This window comes from Nocardioides sp. NPDC057767 (assembly GCF_042798275.1).
In the GTDB taxonomy this organism is placed as follows: domain Bacteria; phylum Actinomycetota; class Actinomycetes; order Propionibacteriales; family Nocardioidaceae; genus Nocardioides.
The window spans coordinates 1-18447 of record NZ_JBHVKJ010000002.1; the positions used below are offsets into that span (position 1 = coordinate 1).

The 18447-nt window shown below is 68.2% G+C and carries 20 protein-coding genes; 16 read left to right on the top strand and 4 right to left on the bottom strand.

Translation table 11 applies throughout. The features are described from left to right. Positions 1-69: 69 nt before the first annotated feature. On the bottom strand, positions 70-831 hold the full coding sequence (gene lepB / locus ACFVDI_RS01265) for a signal peptidase I (RefSeq protein ID WP_378899451.1): 762 nt from the start codon (positions 829-831) through the stop codon (positions 70-72). A 128-nt stretch (positions 832-959) separates the two neighbouring features. Here lepB and ACFVDI_RS01270 point away from each other — a divergent pair, with 128 nt between their 5' ends. Further along, positions 960-1805 (top strand): ExsB family transcriptional regulator, encoded by an 846-nt coding sequence (locus ACFVDI_RS01270; RefSeq protein WP_378899454.1) that lies wholly within the window; start codon positions 960-962, stop codon positions 1803-1805. Continuing rightward, on the top strand, positions 1802-2509 hold the full coding sequence (locus ACFVDI_RS01275) for a M50 family metallopeptidase (RefSeq protein WP_378899457.1): 708 nt from the start codon (positions 1802-1804) through the stop codon (positions 2507-2509). The genes ACFVDI_RS01270 and ACFVDI_RS01275 overlap by 4 nt, the downstream gene beginning before the upstream one ends. A gap of 55 nt (positions 2510-2564) precedes the next feature. Here ACFVDI_RS01275 and ACFVDI_RS01280 read toward each other — a convergent pair whose 3' ends face one another. Then, positions 2565-2963, bottom strand: a complete 399-nt coding sequence (locus ACFVDI_RS01280; protein WP_008360941.1) for a cold-shock protein — start codon at positions 2961-2963, stop codon at positions 2565-2567. A gap of 472 nt (positions 2964-3435) precedes the next feature. Here ACFVDI_RS01280 and ACFVDI_RS01285 point away from each other — a divergent pair, with 472 nt between their 5' ends. From ACFVDI_RS01285 to ACFVDI_RS01305, 5 genes are all read left to right on the top strand, one after another. After that, positions 3436-6771: a nitrate- and nitrite sensing domain-containing protein gene (locus tag ACFVDI_RS01285; RefSeq protein ID WP_378899460.1), complete on the top strand. Its 3336-nt coding sequence runs from the start codon at positions 3436-3438 to the stop codon at positions 6769-6771. Continuing rightward, the gene (locus ACFVDI_RS01290; protein ID WP_008360946.1) at positions 6768-7163 is read left to right on the top strand and encodes a roadblock/LC7 domain-containing protein; all 396 of its coding nucleotides are present in this window, start codon (positions 6768-6770) and stop codon (positions 7161-7163) included. The genes ACFVDI_RS01285 and ACFVDI_RS01290 overlap by 4 nt, the downstream gene beginning before the upstream one ends. Before the next feature lie 27 nt (positions 7164-7190). Continuing rightward, positions 7191-7541: a DUF742 domain-containing protein gene (locus tag ACFVDI_RS01295; protein WP_008360948.1), complete on the top strand. Its 351-nt coding sequence runs from the start codon at positions 7191-7193 to the stop codon at positions 7539-7541. Positions 7542-7581: 40 nt separating this feature from the next. Then, on the top strand, positions 7582-8133 hold the full coding sequence (locus ACFVDI_RS01300; RefSeq protein WP_084101379.1) for an ATP/GTP-binding protein: 552 nt from the start codon (positions 7582-7584) through the stop codon (positions 8131-8133). Between the two features lie 176 nt (positions 8134-8309). After that, positions 8310-9104, top strand: coding sequence for a DUF3027 domain-containing protein (locus tag ACFVDI_RS01305; protein WP_378899895.1), 795 nt, complete (start codon positions 8310-8312; stop codon positions 9102-9104). A gap of 10 nt (positions 9105-9114) precedes the next feature. On the opposite strand, the gene ACFVDI_RS01310 is transcribed toward ACFVDI_RS01305, so the two are convergent. Further along, the gene (locus ACFVDI_RS01310) at positions 9115-9501 is read right to left on the bottom strand and encodes a DUF2530 domain-containing protein (RefSeq protein ID WP_378899463.1); all 387 of its coding nucleotides are present in this window, start codon (positions 9499-9501) and stop codon (positions 9115-9117) included. Positions 9502-9590: 89 nt separating this feature from the next. Here ACFVDI_RS01310 and ACFVDI_RS01315 point away from each other — a divergent pair, with 89 nt between their 5' ends. The 9 genes from ACFVDI_RS01315 to ACFVDI_RS01355 all read left to right on the top strand — a co-directional run bounded on the left by ACFVDI_RS01315 (position 9591) and on the right by ACFVDI_RS01355 (position 17609). After that, entirely contained in the window at positions 9591-9740 is a 150-nt protein-coding gene (locus tag ACFVDI_RS01315) for a DUF1059 domain-containing protein (protein ID WP_378899466.1), read from the top strand. 77 nt (positions 9741-9817) lie between these two features. Further along, positions 9818-10279, top strand: coding sequence for a MarR family winged helix-turn-helix transcriptional regulator (locus tag ACFVDI_RS01320; RefSeq protein ID WP_378899469.1), 462 nt, complete (start codon positions 9818-9820; stop codon positions 10277-10279). Then, entirely contained in the window at positions 10276-11526 is a 1251-nt protein-coding gene (locus tag ACFVDI_RS01325; protein ID WP_378899472.1) for an MFS transporter, read from the top strand. The genes ACFVDI_RS01320 and ACFVDI_RS01325 overlap by 4 nt, the downstream gene beginning before the upstream one ends. A 263-nt stretch (positions 11527-11789) precedes the next feature. Next, positions 11790-12161: a 30S ribosomal protein S12 gene (gene rpsL / locus ACFVDI_RS01330; RefSeq protein WP_008360965.1), complete on the top strand. Its 372-nt coding sequence runs from the start codon at positions 11790-11792 to the stop codon at positions 12159-12161. A 1-nt stretch (position 12162) separates the two neighbouring features. Then, entirely contained in the window at positions 12163-12633 is a 471-nt protein-coding gene (gene rpsG, locus ACFVDI_RS01335; protein WP_008360967.1) for a 30S ribosomal protein S7, read from the top strand. Positions 12634-12739: 106 nt separating this feature from the next. Next, positions 12740-14854 carry an elongation factor G gene (gene fusA, locus ACFVDI_RS01340; protein ID WP_378899475.1) on the top strand — a complete coding sequence of 705 codons (2115 nt, stop codon included), beginning with the start codon at positions 12740-12742 and terminating at the stop codon, positions 14852-14854. An 84-nt stretch (positions 14855-14938) separates the two neighbouring features. Then, positions 14939-16132 carry an elongation factor Tu gene (gene tuf, locus ACFVDI_RS01345; protein WP_045550897.1) on the top strand — a complete coding sequence of 398 codons (1194 nt, stop codon included), beginning with the start codon at positions 14939-14941 and terminating at the stop codon, positions 16130-16132. 79 nt (positions 16133-16211) lie between these two features. Next, on the top strand, positions 16212-16934 hold the full coding sequence (trmB, locus tag ACFVDI_RS01350; RefSeq protein WP_378899478.1) for a tRNA (guanosine(46)-N7)-methyltransferase TrmB: 723 nt from the start codon (positions 16212-16214) through the stop codon (positions 16932-16934). Between the two features lie 57 nt (positions 16935-16991). After that, positions 16992-17609 (top strand): hypothetical protein, encoded by a 618-nt coding sequence (locus tag ACFVDI_RS01355; RefSeq protein WP_378899481.1) that lies wholly within the window; start codon positions 16992-16994, stop codon positions 17607-17609. On the opposite strand, the gene ACFVDI_RS01360 is transcribed toward ACFVDI_RS01355, so the two are convergent. Next, complete coding sequence (locus ACFVDI_RS01360; protein WP_378899484.1) at positions 17606-18445, bottom strand: RDD family protein; 840 nt, start codon at positions 18443-18445, stop codon at positions 17606-17608. The genes ACFVDI_RS01355 and ACFVDI_RS01360 overlap by 4 nt on opposite strands. Positions 18446-18447: the final 2 nt, after the last annotated feature.

Below are 18447 nucleotides of genomic sequence, written 5' to 3' on the forward strand. Positions count from 1 at the left end.
GAGACGAAACAGCAGTTTCGTCGCCCACAACTGCGTTCTCGCGCGAAACAACTGCAGATTCGGCGATCCTCAGTCGACGGAGTCGAAGGTCTCCGGACGGTGCTCGACATCGAAGTGGTCGGTGGGCCAGAAGACGACGGCGACCCGACCGACGACGTCCGAGGTGGGTACGAACGCGTTCGCGCAGGCCTCGTCACCGGACTTCTGACGCTCGGGGTTGCACAGGTGGAAGGACGAGTCGGCGGAGTTGGCGCGGTTGTCGCCCATCACGAAGAGCCGGCCCTCGGGCACTACGGCCTTCCAGCCGCGGCAGCCACCCTTGACGTACGCGCCGTTGTCCTGCGCCATCGGGCCGTCACAGGTATCGCTCGGAGCGATGAACGAGGACTCCTCCAGAGGCGTTCCGTTGACCACGATGCGACCCGAGTCGCAGCACTCCACGGTGTCGCCGGCGACTCCGATGACCCGCTTCACCAGGTGGTCGCCGGTCGGGTACAGCCCGACCTTGGCGAGCACAGCCCGGAAACCGGTCGGCGCCGGCGGCACCTGGTTGGTCGAGAGCCAGTCACCGGGATCGGCGAAGACGACCACGTCGCCGCGCTCAGGTGTGCCGGTCCAGTAGGACGGCTTCTCCACCAGGACCCGGTCGTTGACCTCCAGCCCGGGCCGCATCGACTCCGAGGGGATGTAGAAGGCCTGAGCCAGGAACGTCTTGATCACCACCGCGAGCAGGATGGCCGTCACCGCGATGATCACGATCTCGACGACCGACCTCAGACATCCTCTCGACTGCCCGCCCGACCTCGCCGATCCCTCCAACTCTGCCCCCATGGCCCCGACCCTATCCAGACGATGGGCCACGTCCGGCGCAATCCGGGATTCGGGAGCACGCGGCGTCACCCGCCACCGGGGTCCTCCTCTCTCCGGCGCGCGCTGGAGCACGTCGATAAGGTCGAGGCGTGTCCGACCTCGACCATCGCCTCCACGCTCTCGAAGCGGATCTCAGGACCCGGGGAAGTGTGCTGGTCGCCTTCTCCGGTGGCGCCGACAGCGCCTTCCTCCTCGCGGCCGCGACCAGGGCTCTGGGCAGTGACAACGTCGCCGCGGCGACCGGCTACTCACACAGCCTCCCGATCGCCGAGCGGGATCCGGCAGCCGAGTTCGCGAGAAGCCTCGGCGTACGCCTGATCACCCCGCAGACCCACGAGATGGAGCGGGAGGGCTACCGGGCCAACGGCACCGACCGGTGCTTCTTCTGCAAGGCCGAGCTGCTCGACACCCTGGTCCCGCTGGCCCGCGACCTCGGCCTGGCCCACGTGGCGACCGGCACCAACGCCGACGACGCGATCGAGGGGCTCAACGGTCTCCGGCCCGGCATCCGCGCCGCCGCCGAACGCGGTGCGATCACCCCGCTCAAGGACGCCGGCCTGACCAAGGCGCAGATCCGTGAGGCGTCGCGCCGCTGGGACCTGCCGACCTGGGACAAGCCGGCCGCAGCCTGCCTCTCCAGCCGGATCGCCTATGGCCTGGAGGTCACCCCGCGCCGGCTCGCGCGCGTGGAGCGGGCGGAGCAAGGCGTACGCAGCCTCCTGGCCACCCACGGCCACGACGCCGCCCGGGTGGACCTGCGCGTGCGCGACCACGGGGAGAAGGCGACGGTCGAGCTGTCGGCTAACCTCCTGCCTCTCGACCCCCACCATGCCGACGAGGTGCTCAAGACCGTGACAGACGCAGGATTCCCCGCCGCGGAGATCGACCCGCGGGGCTTTCGCTCCGGTTCGATGAACCTGAAGGCGGCGAAGTGAGGGAGTTCTGGGACACGATCACCGCGACCCAGACCGTTCCCGAAGCACCCTGGCTGATCGGCGCCGGGGTCGTCGCCCTGGCGCTCGTCGTGTGGCGTACGTCCTGGCGGACCGTACGTCTCGGCGTCACCGTCGTCCACGAGGCCGGCCACGCGGTGGTGGCGGTCCTGGTGGGAAGGCGTCTGGCCGGGATCAAGCTCCACTCCGACACCTCGGGCGTCACGCTCTCGCGCGGCAAGCCGTCCGGGCCGGGGATGGTGGCGATGCTCGCCGCCGGCTACCTCGCGCCGGCGCTCCTCGGCCTGCTCAGCGCGACCATGCTCGCCGCCGGTCACGCCCTGGGGCTGCTGTGGCTCCTGGTGGCGGCGATGCTCGTGCTGCTGGTGTGGGTACGCAACGGCTACGGCCTCGTCGTCCTCCTGGTGCTCGGCGCCGCGCTCGGCGCGATCAGCTGGTACGCCGACGGTCGCATCCAGACCATCGTCGCCACCCTGGTGACGTGGCTGCTCCTGCTCGCCTCGCCGAGGCCGCTCCTGGAGCTCCTCGGCCGCGGCGAGCGAGGCCGACGCGGCTCCGACCCCGACCAGCTCGCCGGCCTGACCGGCATCCCTTCGGTGCTCTGGATCCTGGTGCTGCTGGTCGTCAACATCGCCGGCCTCGTGGTCGGCGTGCAGACCCTGATCCCGGACCTGAGCTGGATCTAGCTCGATCGAGCTCGATCTAGCTCGATCTAGCTCGATCTAGCTCGATCTAGCCTGGTCAGAGCTCGAACTCGTCGGCGATCTGACGTAGCGCGGGGGAGACCTTCTTGGCCAGCTCGCGGGTGGGCGGGCGGCCCTGGGCGTAGCCGTCGCGGATGTCGTCGAGGAGCTTGATGACGTTCTCGACGATCAGCTCCATCTCCTCGGGCTTGCGGCGCTTGGCGGCACGCTGGCGACCGGAGACGGACGGGGAGCGCTCGAGGACGGTCACCGAGAGCGCCTGCTCGCCGCGGCGCCCCTGGGCGATGCCGAACTCCACCCGGGTGCCGGCCTTCAAGGTCTTGGCAGCGCCCTCGGGGAGCGCGTCGGCGTGGACGTACACGTCCGGACCGTCGTCCTGCGACAGAAACCCGAAGCCCTTGGTGGCGTCGAACCACTTGACCTTGCCAGTAGGCACGGCAGCTTGCCCCTTCCTCGCGCATCTGCGCTTCAAACGTACGTCGCCCGGCGACTGTGACGGCCGACGCGGGAGAGCCTAGTCCTCAGCGCCCAGCGACGCGTGAGGTATTCCCCTCTCCGGCCCCCGGTGGGCATGGCCGGCATCCGTGGACGGCTCGGTGTCTCGTCCCTCGTGCGGGTGGGGCATATACTCCGCCTACCCCTCCATAGATTTGCAAATGATTTCGTACACCATTGGTAATCGAGACCACTTATGACGTAAGTTTACGTCGCCAAAGACTGCAGATAGGCACGCCCGGGTGCCGGCAGGCTTCGCGGCGGGGGACTGGGGTGTGTGCCACAGACGGCGCACACCACTCGGGAATGATGTGACATGGCCACGAGAGGGAGTAATGGCCGAGCCATACGCAAGCACAACCCACCGTCCGGAACGCAAGCCCTGGCAGGGAATTCGAGCGCGTCTGATCTTCGTGCTGCTCATCCCGACCATCGCGGCGATGGTGTTCGGCGGGTTGAGCATTTCGCGCGCCCTCTCAGCCCAGGCGGAAGCACGCCAGGCCGAGACCGTCGCCCAGGCGCTGCCTGACACCTACAACCTCGCGATCAACATCCTGTTCGAGCGTGACGGTGCGCTGGCGGGTGTTCCCGAGGTCGTCATGCGGCCGCTGCAGCAGACGACCGACGAGTCGATCGAGGCCTGGAGCGCCAAGGCGAAGGAGATCGACGCCGGCGACGACAAGGACCTCGAGAACAGCATCGTCGAGATCCAGCAGGCGCTGAACGGCATCGACGACCTGCGCGCGCAGATCCAGGAGAAGGACACCCAGGTCGAGGCCCAGCTGGCCTACACGACCGTGATGAACAACCTCTTCGGGATCTCGGCGCAGATGCCGACCCTGGAGAACGACGAGGTCTTCTCCAAGATCGCCGCGATCAGCAACGTGCGCCCCGCCTCGGAGGCGATGGGCACCGAGCGTGTGATCATGATGGAGGCGCTGAGCAAGAAGGCTGCGGCGGAGAAGAACGGGGTGGTCAACCCCGACGTCCTCACCGACGAGCAGTTCGCGGAGCTCGCCCGCGCCGAGGCCAAGTGGCGCCTGTCCACGGCCGACTACTACCTCAAGACCTCCGACGAGATCCGCCAGCAGCTCGACGAGCTGACCAACGAGACCACCACCAACGGCTCGATCGGGGCACCCGCCCACCGGGTCGTCAACCAGGTGATCACCAGCGGCGGCATGGACCGGGTCAAGATGACCCCGGACCAGTACACCGGCGCCAGCACGGAGTTCATCCGTGGTCTGCAGAAGATGATCGTCGCGACCGCGCAGGAGATCAGTGACGACGTCGAGCAGATCAAGACGGACGCGACCCGCGACGCGATCGTCATCGGTGTCCTCGTCCTCGTCGTCCTGATCTTCGCTCTCGCCGTCGGTCTGGTCGCGGCCCGTTCGATCCTGTCGCCGCTGAGCCAGCTGCGCCGCCTGGCCTACAACCTGGCCAACCACGACCTGCCGGAGCGAGTCGCCTACATGAACCAGGCCGACGGCCCGGTCGACACACATGTGGAGCCGCTGGACATCGCGCGCCGAGACGAGATCGGTGACGTCGCGGACGCGTTCGACGCGGTCCACGTCGAGGCGATCCGACTGGCGGGCGAGCAGGCCGAGCTGCGTACGAACGTCGACAAGATGTTCATGAACCTCTCCCGCCGTTCGCAGAGCCTCGTCGAGCGCCAGCTCCAGCTCATCGACCAGCTCGAGGCCAACGAGCAGGACCCCGACGACCTCGCGAACCTGTTCCGCCTGGACCACCTCGCGACCCGTATGCGCCGCAACGACGAGTCCCTGCTGGTTCTCGCCGGCGGCGAGATCGGCCACGCCGCTCGTGGCCCGGTCCCGGTCCTCGACGTGCTCCGCGCCGCGGCCTCCGAGATCGAGCAGTTCGCCCGGGTCGACATCGACTCCGAGGAGAACGCCGAGTTCGAGGGCGCGATCGCGGGTGACCTCGTGCACCTGCTCGCGGAGCTGATCGAGAACGCCACGAACTTCTCCCCGCCCGACACCGCGGTCACGATCCGCACCTTCCGCGCCGGCCCCGCCGCGCCGCTGCTGGTCGAGATCGAGGACCTCGGTATCGGCATGACGCCCGAGGAGCTCGACGCGGCCAACATGAAGCTGCGCCGCGCGACCGGCCTCGACGCCGACGTCGCCCGGATGATGGGTCTGGTCGTGGTCGCGCGCCTGGCGGCGCGTCACGGCCTCTACATCGAGCTCGTGCCCAACCGTCCCCGCGGTGTGGTCGCGCGCGTCGAGATGCCGGTCACCACGATCGTCGGCGCTCACGCGGAGACCCCGTCCGGTCAGCAGCAGGGCTTCGACGCCTATGCCTTCCAGCAGGCCGGCTACGGCCAGCAGACCGGCGCCTACCCGGTCGCCGGCGAGCTTCCCTACGAGATGCAGTACGGGATGCCCGCCTACGACGCGCAGCCGTACGCCGGTGGCAACCCCTACGACGTCCCCGTCGGTGCACTCCCGGCACCCGAGGCGCCCGCCGCCTCCGCGGCCGCGCCGCCGGCCCTGCCGAGCCGTACGCCCGGTGCGTCCAACCACCCGAACCTGTCCAACAACGGCGGTGCCCCCGGCTTCCAGCAGGGCGCGAACGGCCAGTCCGGCCAGCACAACGGCTTCGGCCAGACCGGACCGCACACGGGTCAGCAGCCTGCGTTCGGTGGTGTCCCGCCGATGCCGGGCGACCCGGGCTTCGAGTCCCCGTCCGCGCGCACGGGCAGCTTCCCGGCCCAGCCCCAGCAGTACAGCGGCAGCCAGCCGCAGTACGGCGGCGACCCGTTCGGTGGCGACCCGTTCGGCGCCAACCAGCCTGCCTCGCAGCCGGCGCAGTCGAGCGGACCGCAGCAGAACTTCCTGTCCAACATGCTGCCGGTGCGCAAGGCCGAGGACCTGGCCGCGCGCTTCCCCGACGGCCGCTTCGACCCGAGCACCGAGACCGGCGACCTGCCTCGCCGCGACCCGGGCGCCCAGGGTGGCAGCCCGTTCGGCACCGACACCGGCGCGTTCCGCACCTTCGAGCGCCCCGCCGAGCGCACGACGCCGCGTACGCCCCCTCCGGGGTTCGGTCCCGACGACGACCCGTTCGGTCCGGCCGGTGACGCGATCGCGCCGATGGGCCCGATGGCTCCGGAGCCCACCAACTCGCCCAACCCGCTCGACTCGACCACCGAGGTTCCGATCCTCGATGACGAGGGAAGCTCGATCTTCGACGACCTCCAGTCGGAGTGGTTCACCCGACGTCGCCCGCTCGGCGCTCGCCGGGCGATGGAGGCGAAGGGCGACCCGCTGAACGACCCGCTCGCCGGCCCTGCCGCAGGTCCGACCGCCGGTCCGGCCGCCAAGGCCGGAAATGGCGCCAAGCCCGGCAACGCCGATGCTGCTGCGCCTGCTCCCGCGGGCGACGCCCTCGGCGAGCAGGCGGTCCCGGACGACGAGCCGACCACGCCGATGAGCTGGTCCTCGCCGGGTGATGAGGGCTGGCGCCGGGCGCAGGAGCTGGAGAAGCTGCAGGAGCAGGAGCCGGCGACGGTCACGCAAGGTGGCCTCCCGGTACGTGTCCCGGGTCAGAACCTCATCCCAGGAGCGGCCCCATCGGTCACACCACCGTCATCAGGTCCGCGTAACATGGACGCGCGCCGGACCCGTGGCATGTCCAGCTTCCAGAAGGGCGTCAGCCGCGCCCGCAACAACCCCGCTGAGGCGGAAAGCAACCCCGAAGGTGAGGAGCAGCAGTGACAACGGCCCCCGCAGGACTGGACTGGCTTGTCGACAGCCTGACCCAGCGCACCCCCGACATCGCTCACGCGATCCTGGTGTCGGCTGATGGCATGCCGATGGCCAGCTCCGTCGACTTCCCCCCGGACCGGGCCGACCAGCTCTCGGCGATCGCCTCCGGTCTCACGAGTCTTACCCAGGGAGCAGCTCGGTGCTTCGCCGCGGGTAATGTCCAGCAGATGGTCATCGAGATGGACGGTGGCTATCTGGTCCTCATGGCGGTTGGTGAGGGCTCCAGCCTTGCTGCCCTCGCCGCCCCCGACTGCGATCTGGGACAGGTTGGCTACCAGATGCAGCTGCTGATCTCGCGTGTTGCCACCGCCCTCACCCCCGATACCAGAACCGGCGCCTGATGTGCGCCCGAGCTTAGGACCGAGATCGTGAGCAACCACGCCTCCGAACCGCCGCCCCTGGTCAGGCCGTACGCCCTGACTCGAGGCCGCACGCAACCCAAGCGCGTCTTCCCGATGGAAGCCCTGGTGATCACCGACCGCTACGTGATCGACGGCTACGTCCGGTCGCCCGAGGAGCGGACGATCGCGGAGCTCTGCCGCGAGAGCCGTTCCGTCGCCGAGGTTGCGGCGCTCATCCGGGTGCCCCTGGGTGTTGCCCGAGTCCTGATCGGTGACCTTGCGGAGCGCGGCGTGGTGCAGGTGCACGCCAGCAAGGTCCCGGACGCCCCGGACACCGCTCTCCTCGAGCGCGTGCTGTCCGGCCTGAGGAAGCTTTGACAGGAGTAATGCAGTGACCACCGACTCCAAGCAGGCGACCATGTCTGCGAAGATCGTCATCGCCGGCGGGTTCGGCGTTGGTAAGACGACCTTCGTCGGATCCGTCTCGGAGATCGTCCCCCTGACGACCGAGGCCGTGATGACGCAGGCGACTGCCGGCGTCGACGACCTCTCCGCCGTGCCCAACAAGAAGACCACGACCGTGGCGATGGACTTCGGGCGGGTCTCTCTCGACTCCGACCTGATCCTCTACCTGTTCGGCACGCCCGGCCAGAACCGCTTCTGGTTCATGTGGGACGACCTGACCCAGGGCGCCATCGGCGCTGTGGTGCTCATCGACACCCGTCGTCTTGCCGACTCCTTCGGCGCGATCGACTACTTCGAGTCCCGCAACGTGCCGTTCGTCGTGGCTCACAACGTCTTCGGCGCCAACCAGGCCTACAAGCCGGAGCAGATCCGCGAGGCACTGGCTCTGCGCCCGGACATCCCGATCGTCACCTGCGATGCCCGTGACCGCCAGTCGACCAAGGCGACGCTGATCTCGCTCGTCGAGTACGTCCTCTCGATGGTCTCCACGCGCGCGCTCCAGTAGCCGAGCGACGCCGACACCCGCCGCAGCCCTGCTCCGGCGGGTGTCGGCCATTTCAAGGCGTGCCGTGACTGTGCAGTAGAGGCGTACGTCTGGGAGGATGACGCGTTGTGCGGAAGTTCAGGTTGTGGTGGCGCAAGGTGACCCCGAAGTGGCACCTGAGACGCCTGTGGGCGAAGATGTGGACCGTGATCACGACCCCGTACGCCGATGCGACGGCCGTCGCTGCCGTCGACGAGGCCCGCGCCGCGCTCCTGTCCGACGTGCCAGCCGGTGACGTCGGAGAACATCTCGGTCATGTGGCCGAGGATGGTGCCGGCCCAGGCGTCGTGACCCACCTGTTCGCCTGCACCCGCAAGGGCTACGTCGGCTGGCACTGGTCGGTCACGGTCGTCTACGTCCCGGTCCTGGGCGCAGCCTCCGAGGTGACCGTCAACGAGGTCGTCCTCGTTCCCGGCGACGCCGCGATCGTGGCCCCCGCCTGGGTGCCCTACCGCGACCGGATCAAGCCCGGAGACCTCTCGCCCGGCGACCTGCTCCCGGTCGAGGACGACGACGTCCGGCTGGTCCCGACGTACGCCTTCGGTGACGACCCGCTCGACGCCGACGAGAAGGCACAGGTGCGCGAGGTCGCCAAGGATCTCGGTCTCGGTCGCGTCCGCACCCTGTCGACCTCGGGCTTCGACGCTGCCGCCGAGCGGTGGTACGCAGGTGAGGGCGGCCCCGAGGCGCCGCTCGCCCAGGCCGCCCCCGACCAGTGCCACAGCTGTGGCTTCCTGGTCCGGCTGACCGGTCACCTGGCCTCGACCTTCGGCGTCTGCGCCAACGGCGACGCCAACGACGACGGCAAGGTGGTCAGCCTCAACCACGGGTGCGGTGCGCACTCCGAGGTGCGGCTGGCGAAGAAGCACGAGCCGCAGCCGCTGCCGGACCCGGTCTTCGACACCATCAGCGACGACGTCGAGACCTTCTAGGTCAGGTCTTCTAGGCGAGGCCCTCGGCGCGCAGCCGGCGGGCCTTGCGGCGCCGGGTCAGCTCGATGCCGATGGCACCGATGCCGAAGGCGGCCAGGCAGGTCCAGATCCACCAGGTCCAGCCGCGGTCGTTGAGCAGCCCCCAGAAGGGCAGCAGCGCCACGAACCCGACGAGCCAGCCGAGGGTGGCCAGCTCGAAGGCGCGGATGCCGTCCTCGTCGACCAGCTCGATCCTCGGATCGGGACGAGGCTCGACCGGCTCCTCGACAGGTGGCTCGTCATAGCCGTAGTCCTGGGGGTAGCCGCCGTTCTCGGGGTAGTAGTCGCCCTCGTACGCGTCGTACTGCTGCTCCGGGTAAGCGCCGGAGTAGTCGTCGTCCCGGTACTGGTCGCTCATGCCTCCCACCTTAGTGGGCCTTGGGCGGGCGATAGTCTGGGGCTGCCGAGCGCTTCTCGGCACGGCCCGACGACCTGGGAGGTCCACTGATGCCTTCGCTCCGCTGCCCATGCGGCACCAACTTCCGCACGGAGACCGACGACGAGCTGGTCGAACAGGTGCAGGAGCACCTGACCGAGGCTCACCCCGGTCGCACCTACAGCCGAGACGACATCCTCATGCTCGCCGCGATGTCCTGACCCTGTGACGGCGCCCTCGACAGGGCGCCGTCTCTTTCCGGAATAGTTAGCTCCGGTAAGCAGTTATGCTTACCGACATGCCTACCGCACAGCCCGTCTCCGCGCCCGACGCGGCCTCCGACATCCCCGAGGTCGCCTCCGAGCTGCGCACCTCCGTCATGCGGATGCGCCGCCGCCTGGCCAACGAGCGCCACCCCGACAATGACCTCTCGCTGGGTTCGATGGCGGTGCTCGGGGCGCTGTACGCGTGCGACGAGATGACTCTCGGCGCTCTCGCCGCACGCGAACGGGTCCAGCCGCCGAGCATGACCAGGATGGTCAACTTCCTCGAGGAGGGCGGCTACGTCGTGCGCCGCCAGGGCGATACCGACCGCCGCCAGGTGCTGATCTCGATCACCGACAAGGGCCGCCGGACCGTACGCAAGGACCGGCTCAGCCGCGACGCCTGGCTCGCCCAGCAGCTCGTCGACCTCGACGCCGACGAGCTCGCCGCCCTCCGCACCGCCGCTTCGATCATGGAGAGAATAGCCACCAGTTGAGTCCCACGTTCCGTTCCCTGCGCAGTCACAACTACCGCCTCTACCTTGCCGGCAGCGTCGTCTCCAACGTCGGCACCTGGATGCAACGCATCGCCCAGGACTGGTTGGTCCTGAGCCTCGGCGGCGGGGGAGCGGCACTCGGTGTCACCACCGGTCTGCAGTTCCTGCCCATCCTCCTGCTCAGCCCCTATGCCGGGGTCATCGCCGACCGGTTCCCGAAGCGCCGTCTGCTGCAGGCCGCCCAGGGCTGGATGGCCCTGATGTCGCTGGTCCTCGGTGTGCTGGCGGTGAGCGGTCACGCCCAGGTGTGGATGGTCTACGTGATCGCCTTCCTGTTCGGCACCGGCGCCGCCTTCGACGGCCCGGGTCGGCAGTCGTTCGTGTCCGAGATGGTCCACCCCGACGACCTCACCAACGCCGTCGGCCTCAACTCGGCCTCGTTCAACCTCGCCCGCCTGATCGGGCCGGCGCTGGCCGGGCTCCTCATCGGCTGGCTCGGCAGCGGCCCGGAGGCGACCGGCTGGGTGATCCTCGTCAACGCGTTCTCCTACCTCGCCGTGATCGGGCAGCTGCAGCGGATGAACACCGCCGAGCTGCGCTCGCCCGAGCCCGTCGCCCGGAGGCGGGGGATGCTGCGTGAGGGCATCGGCTACATCCGTACGCAGCCCAAGATGCTGATGGTCCTCGTCATCGTCTTCTTCGTCGGCACGTTCGGCGCGAACTTCCCGATCACCTCGGCGCTGATGGCGACCGAGGAGTTCGGCAAGGGTGCCAGCGAGTACGGCCTGCTCGGCACCGTCCTCGCGGTCGGCTCGCTGTCCGGCGCGCTGCTCGGCGCCCGCCGCACCCGGATCCCGCTCAAGCTGATCGTGGCGGCGGCGACCGGGTTCGGGCTGGCCGTCATCGTGTCCGGGATGATGCCGACGTACGCCCTGTTCGCGCTGACCGGCCCGGTCGTCGGGTTCTGCACCATCACGGTGCTCAACGCCTGCAACGCCACCATGCAGACCGAGGCGGCCCCGGAGTTCCGCGGCCGGGTGATGGCGATCTACATGACCGTCCTGATGGGCGGCACCCCGCTGGGTGCCCCGCTCATCGGCTTCGTCGGCGAGCACTTCGGCGCCCGCACGACCCTGTACGCCAGTGGCGCCCTGGTCCTGTTCGGTACGCTTGCGGGGGTGCTGCTCCTAGCCGCCCTCCGAGGTGGTATCCGGGCCGTTTTGACCCCCTCTCAAGCCGCCGGGTAGCCTCTGAAGCGTGTCTGGGACAACCAGGCCGTCGCGCGTGCCCGGAACAAGCTCGAGAAAAGGGTCTCGGACCCGGGCTCGGCGCCCTCAAGTGGGGATTCGGTTCGAAAGATCCGTCTTCGTGCTGTTGAGGTAAGGGCGACACGCCCGACCTCGGGGGCGAGGCGGGACCAGTTGGTATCGCACCACCTGGACGCACACCATTGGATCCTTCGTGGCAGAGCGCCGCGTCGTGAGAGCAGAAAAGAAGGGGAACCACCGAGGTGCCCACCATCAACCAGCTGGTCCGCAAGGGCCGCGAGGACAAGGCGACGAAGTCGAAGACGCCTGCCCTCAAGGGATCGCCGCAGCGCCGTGGCGTCTGCACGCGCGTCTACACCACCACCCCGAAGAAGCCGAACTCCGCCCTCCGGAAGGTCGCCCGTGTGCGCCTCTCCTCCGGCGTCGAGGTCACCGCTTACATCCCGGGTGTGGGCCACAACCTTCAGGAGCACTCCATCGTGCTCGTCCGCGGCGGTCGTGTGAAGGACCTCCCCGGTGTTCGTTACAAGATCATTCGCGGCTCGCTCGACACCCAGGGCGTGAAGAACCGCAAGCAGGCCCGGAGCCGCTACGGCGCCAAGAAGGAGAAGTGAGATGCCTCGTAAGGGTCCCGCTCCCAAGCGTCCGCTCGTCGTCGACCCCGTCTACGGCTCGCAGCTCGTAACCCAGCTCGTCAGCAAGGTCCTCCAGGACGGCAAGAAGCAGGTTGCGCAGCGCATCGTCTACACCGCCCTCGAGGGCTGCCGCGAGAAGACCGGCACCGACCCCGTGGTCACCCTCAAGCGTGCGATGGACAACGTGAAGCCGGCCATCGAGGTCAAGTCCCGCCGCGTCGGTGGCGCGACCTACCAGGTTCCGGTCGAGGTCAAGGGCACGCGTGGCACCACGCTCGCGCTGCGCTGGCTCGTCGGTTACGCCCAGGACCGTCGTGAGAAGACGATGGCCGAGCGCCTCATGAACGAGATCCTCGACGCGAGCAACGGCCTCGGTGCCGCTGTGAAGAAGCGCGAGGACACTCACAAGATGGCCGAGTCCAACAAGGCCTTCGCGCACTACCGCTGGTGACGTACGGCGGGGTGCCCTTCGACAGGCTCAGGAACCACCCGCCGCAAGAAGCTGGCACCCCGCCCATCCAGACCGAAGACAATCTCTTTAAGGAACGCTGAAGACAGTGGCCGTCGACATCACCACGGACCTCAATGTGGTCCGCAACATCGGCATCATGGCGCACATCGATGCCGGTAAGACCACCACCACCGAGCGCATCCTGTTCTACACCGGTATCTCCTACAAGATCGGTGAGGTCCACGAAGGCGCAGCCACGATGGACTGGATGGAGCAGGAGCAGGAGCGCGGCATCACGATCACGTCCGCCGCGACGACCTGCTGGTGGAAGGACCACCAGATCAACATCATCGACACCCCGGGACACGTCGACTTCACCGTCGAGGTGGAGCGTTCGCTGCGCGTCCTGGACGGTGCTGTCGCCGTCTTCGACGGTGTGGCCGGTGTCGAGCCGCAGTCGCAGACCGTGTGGCGTCAGGCGAACAAGTACTCCGTCCCGCGGATGTGCTTCGTCAACAAGCTGGACCGCACCGGTGCCGACTTCTACATGGTCGTCGACTCGATCGTCGACAAGCTGCACGCCACCCCGCTGGTCCTGCAGCTGCCGATCGGTGCCGAGTCCGACTTCATCGGCGTCGTCGACCTGATCGAGATGAACGCCAAGGTCTGGCGCGGCGAGACCCAGCAGGGTGAGGACTACGTCGTCGAGGGCATCCCCGCCGACATGGCCGACAAGGCCGCCGAGTGGCGCGAGAAGCTCGTCGAGACCCTCGCCGAGGCCGACGACGACATCATGGAGGTCTACCTCGAGGAGGGCGACGTCTTCGACGTTCCCACCCTGAAGGCCGCCATCCGTCGCGCGACCCTCGCCGACAAGCTCAACCCGATCCTCACCGGCACCGCGTTCAAGAACAAGGGCGTCCAGCCCCTGCTCGACGCGATCGTCGACTACCTGCCCTCGCCCATCGATGTCGAGTCGATCATCGGCCACGACGTCAAGGACGAGGAGGTCGAGGTCTCCCGGAAGCCTTCCGAGGACGAGCCGTTCTCCGGCCTGGTCTTCAAGATCGCCTCCGACCCGCACCTGGGCAAGCTGTTCTACCTGCGCGTCTACTCCGGCAAGGTCGAGGCGGGTGCGACCGTTGTCAACCCGATCAACGGCCGCAAGGAGCGCATCGGCAAGATCTACCAGATGCACGCCAACAAGCGTGAGGAGATCAACTCGGTGGGCGCGGGCCAGATCGTGGCCGTCATGGGTCTGAAGGACACCAAGACCGGTCACACCCTGTGCGACCCGTCCAACCCGGTCGTCCTCGAGTCGATGAGCTTCCCGGCTCCCGTGATCGAGGTCGCCATCGAGCCGAAGACCAAGGGTGACCAGCAGAAGCTCGGCACGGCGATTCAGCGCCTCACCGAGGAGGACCCGACCTTCACGGTCAAGACCGACGAGCAGACCGGCCAGACCATCATCGCTGGTATGGGCGAGCTCCACCTCGAGGTCTTCGTCGACCGGATGAAGCGCGAGTTCAAGGTCGAGGCCACCGTCGGCAAGCCGCAGGTCGCCTACCGCGAGACGCTTCGCAAGAAGGTCGAGAACCACAGCTACACCCACAAGAAGCAGACCGGTGGTTCGGGCCAGTTCGCGAAGGTCGTCATCTCCGTCGAGCCGAACGTCGACGAGGAGACCGGCCAGGGTGCGGGCTACGAGTTCGTCAACAACGTCACCGGTGGTCGCGTGCCGAAGGAGTACATCCCCTCGGTCGACCAGGGTGCTCAGGACGCCATGGAGTTCGGTATTCTCGCCGGCTTCCCCATGGTCGATGTGAAGGTCTCGCTCGAGGACGGCGCCTACCACGACGTCGACTCCTCCGAGCTCGCCTTCAAGATCGCCGGCAACCAGGCCTTCAAGGAGGCCGCGCGCATGGCGAAGGCCGTCCTGCTGGAGCCGATGTTCGCCGTCGAGGTCACGACCCCCGAGTCGTTCCTCGGCACCGTTATCGGTGACATCAACTCCCGTCGCGGCCAGGTGTCCTCGCAGGAGGAGCGCCACGGCGACATGGTCGTCCAGGCTCTCGTCCCGCTGTCCGAGATGTTCGGGTACGTCGGTGACCTCCGGTCCAAGACCAGCGGTCAGGCGTCGTACTCGATGGAGTTCGACTCGTACGCCGAGGTTCCCACGAACGTCGCCGACGAGATCATCAAGAAGGCCCGTGGCGAGTGACCTTCGGGTCGCCCGTCCAGGGACTTCGGCAGCAACACCACTCAGTACGAGTCAGTAAGAAAATCACACCAGGAGGAGCCCACAGTGGCTAAGGCGAAGTTCGAGCGGACGAAGCCGCACGTCAACATCGGCACCATCGGTCACATCGACCACGGTAAGACCACCCTTACCGCGGCGATCTCGAAGGTGCTGCACGCGAAGTACCCGGACCTGAACCCCGAGTTCGCGTTCGAGGACATCGACAAGGCCCCCGAGGAGCGCCAGCGCGGGATCACGATCTCGATCGCGCACATCGAGTACCAGACCGAGTCGCGTCACTACGCTCACGTCGACTGCCCGGGTCACGCGGACTACATCAAGAACATGATCACCGGTGCCGCGCAGATGGACGGCGCGATCCTCGTGGTCGCCGCCACCGACGGCCCGATGCCGCAGACCAAGGAGCACGTGCTCCTGGCCCGCCAGGTCGGCGTGCCGTCGATCGTCGTCGCGCTCAACAAGTGCGACATGGTCGACGACGAGGAGCTCATCGAGCTCGTCGAGATGGAGGTGCGCGAGCTCCTCAGCGAGTACGAGTTCCCGGGTGACGACATCCCGGTCGTGCGCGTTGCCGCCTTCCCCGCCCTGCAGGGCGAGCAGAAGTGGATGGACTCGGTCGCCGAGCTCATGCAGGCCGTCGACGACTACATCCCGACCCCGGCTCGTGAGACCGACAAGCCGTTCCTGATGCCCGTTGAGGACGTCTTCACGATCACCGGTCGTGGCACCGTCATCACCGGTCGTATCGAGCGCGGCGTCGTCAAGGTCGGCGAGGAGGTCGAGATCGTCGGCATCCGCGAGACCTCGCAGAAGACCACCGTCACCGGTGTCGAGATGTTCCGCAAGCTGCTCGACGAGGGCCAGGCCGGTGAGAACGTCGGTCTGCTCCTCCGTGGCACCAAGCGCGAGGACGTCGAGCGCGGCATGGTTGTCATCAAGCCGGGCACCACCACCCCGCACACCAACTTCGAGGGCTCTGTCTACATCCTCTCGAAGGAGGAGGGTGGCCGTCACACCCCGTTCTTCAACAACTACCGTCCGCAGTTCTACTTCCGGACCACGGACGTGACCGGCGTTGTGACCCTCCCCGAGGGCACCGAGATGGTCATGCCGGGTGACAACACCGAGATGTCGGTCGAGCTCATCCAGCCCATCGCGATGGACGAGGGTCTGAAGTTCGCTATCCGTGAGGGCGGTCGCACCGTCGGCGCGGGTCGCGTCACCAAGATCATCAAGTGATCTCAGCGGCGAAAGCCGCGACCAGAAGGGCGTCCAGGCTTCGGCCTGGGCGCCCTTCGCCTTTTAGAATCGAGACACCATGAACGAGTCCGTACGCCCCGCCCGACCCCACCAGAAGCTGCTCGATGACGGCCGCACGGTAAGAGAGGTCCTCACCTACACCCGCCGAGGCAGCCGTCTGGATGCCAAGCAGCAGAAGGCCTGGGACGCGTACGCGGCTGAATGGGTGATCCCCGACGAGGCGGTCGACGAGCCCGGCTTCTCGCTGGAGACCTGGTTCGGTCGCAAGGGTCCGCTGATCGTCGACATCGGCGGCGGCGTGGGAGAGGCGACCGCGGTGCTGGCGGCCAACCGTCCCGACGCCGACATCCTGGCGCTGGAGGTGTGGCGGCCCGGCGTCGCGGAGAGCCTCGGCCGGGTGGGCGCAGCAGGGGCGACGAACGTACGGTTCTGCAGCGTCGACGCGCTCTGGATGCTCGAGAACATCGTCGCGGCGGAGTCGGTTCGCGAGATCTGGACGTTCTTCCCCGACCCATGGCATAAGACCCGCCATCACAAGCGCCGCCTGGTCACCTCGGCCAACGCACGGATGATCGCGGAGCGGCTCGAGTCCGGTGGGGCCTGGCGGCTGGCGACCGACTGGGTCGAGTACGCCGAGCAGATGGTCGAGGTGCTCGACGCGGAGCCGTTGCTGAGTGGGGGCGTGGTCGAGCGCTGGGACGAGCGCCCGGTGACCAAGTTCGAACGCAAGGGCCTGGCCAAGGATCGGGTCATCACCGATCTGCTCTACCGGAGGCGTTGACCCCGACTACCCGTGTCGTCACTGATCTGTGGGCTCGAAGGCGTCAGGATCGACGACATGAAGTTGTACGCCGACACACCCTCTCGCCGCGTTGCCCAGCTCTTCGCCGACCTGCTGACGGTGGCCTGGATCGTCGGTTGGGTTCTCCTCGGGAAGCTCGTGCACGAGCTCATCTCGGCCCTGGCCGTTCCCGGCCGGAAGATGGACGAGGCCGGCACCTCGCTCTCCGAGAAGATGCTGGAGGCGGCCGGCCGGGTCGATGACCTGCCCCTCGTGAAGGACGGCATCGCCGCCCCCTTCGAGGGTGCCGCGAAGGCGGCCGACCAGCTCCGGGCGGCGGGGGAGGCGCAGGTCGACGCCGTCTCCGGCATCGCGATCGGGCTGGCGATCGCGGTCGTGGTCTTCCCCGTGCTGATGTGGCTGATGGTCTATGTCCCGCTCCGGTGGCGGTTCATCCGCACCGCGACCTCGACCCAGCGGTTCCTGGAAGCGGGCACCGGTGCCGATCTGGTCGCGCTGCGGGCGATGTCGACCCAGCCGCTGCACAAGCTGGTCAAGATCAGCGACGACCCGGTCAGGGCGTGGCGTGAGGGTGACGCCGATGTCGTGGCGAAGCTGGCCGAGCTGGAGCTGAGGGCGGTCGGGCTCAGCGCCAAGCGGCTCAAGAGGTCCTAGCGCGCGGTGAGGCGAGCCCGGAGCTCCTCATCGCGGGCCAGCCGGGCCGCGTCGCGATCGCGGCGGGTGGCGAGCACTGCGGCCAGGTAGGCCTCGGGCGGTGTGCCCGGGGGAGGGCCGGGGGCGACGTACTCCTGCATGTGGGTCGCCAGGCGCTCGGCCAGCGCGTGGCGGCGGACCGGGTCGGTGTGGGTGCCGACCTCGCCGGACAGGAAGCGCCGCACCGCCAGGGACAGACCGACGGGGATGGTGGCGACGTCCGCACGGGCGGCCCAGGCGGCGAGCGGCGGAGGCATCTGGATCGGCGCCGGCGGGCGCAGCGGCACCCGCACTCGGATCACGTACGTCCCGGCCGCGATGTCGCCGAGGCGCTTGCCGCGCGGGTGGATCATCGCGGTGAGGAAGGCCGCCGCGCCACTGGTGCCGTAGATCTCGATGACGCCGACCAGGGCGCGTACGAACGCATGGTGGAAGCTGATCGCGCCGCCGTCGTCGCGCACCGTACGCAGGCCGAGTGCGAGCTTGCCGAGCGAGCGGCCGCGGGTGAGCGTCTCGATGACCGTCGGGAAGACCAGAAGGACCGAGGCGGTGGCCGCGATGTAGGCGGCCCAGGCGAGCGCCTCGTCGGTCGCCGGCGCGGCGGTCATGAAGACGAACAGCGTCACGATGAGCAGCGCGGTCACCACGAGTACGTCGATGAGTCCCGACAGCAGCCGCATCCCCAGACCGGCCGCCGGGAGATCAAGGGCCACCGCGTCTCCGGTGATCAGGTCGTCCTCGGTGAGCAGGGCCCGCTCTCGGGGGCGCTGCTCGGGCGATTGTGGCGCGGGGGTCATGG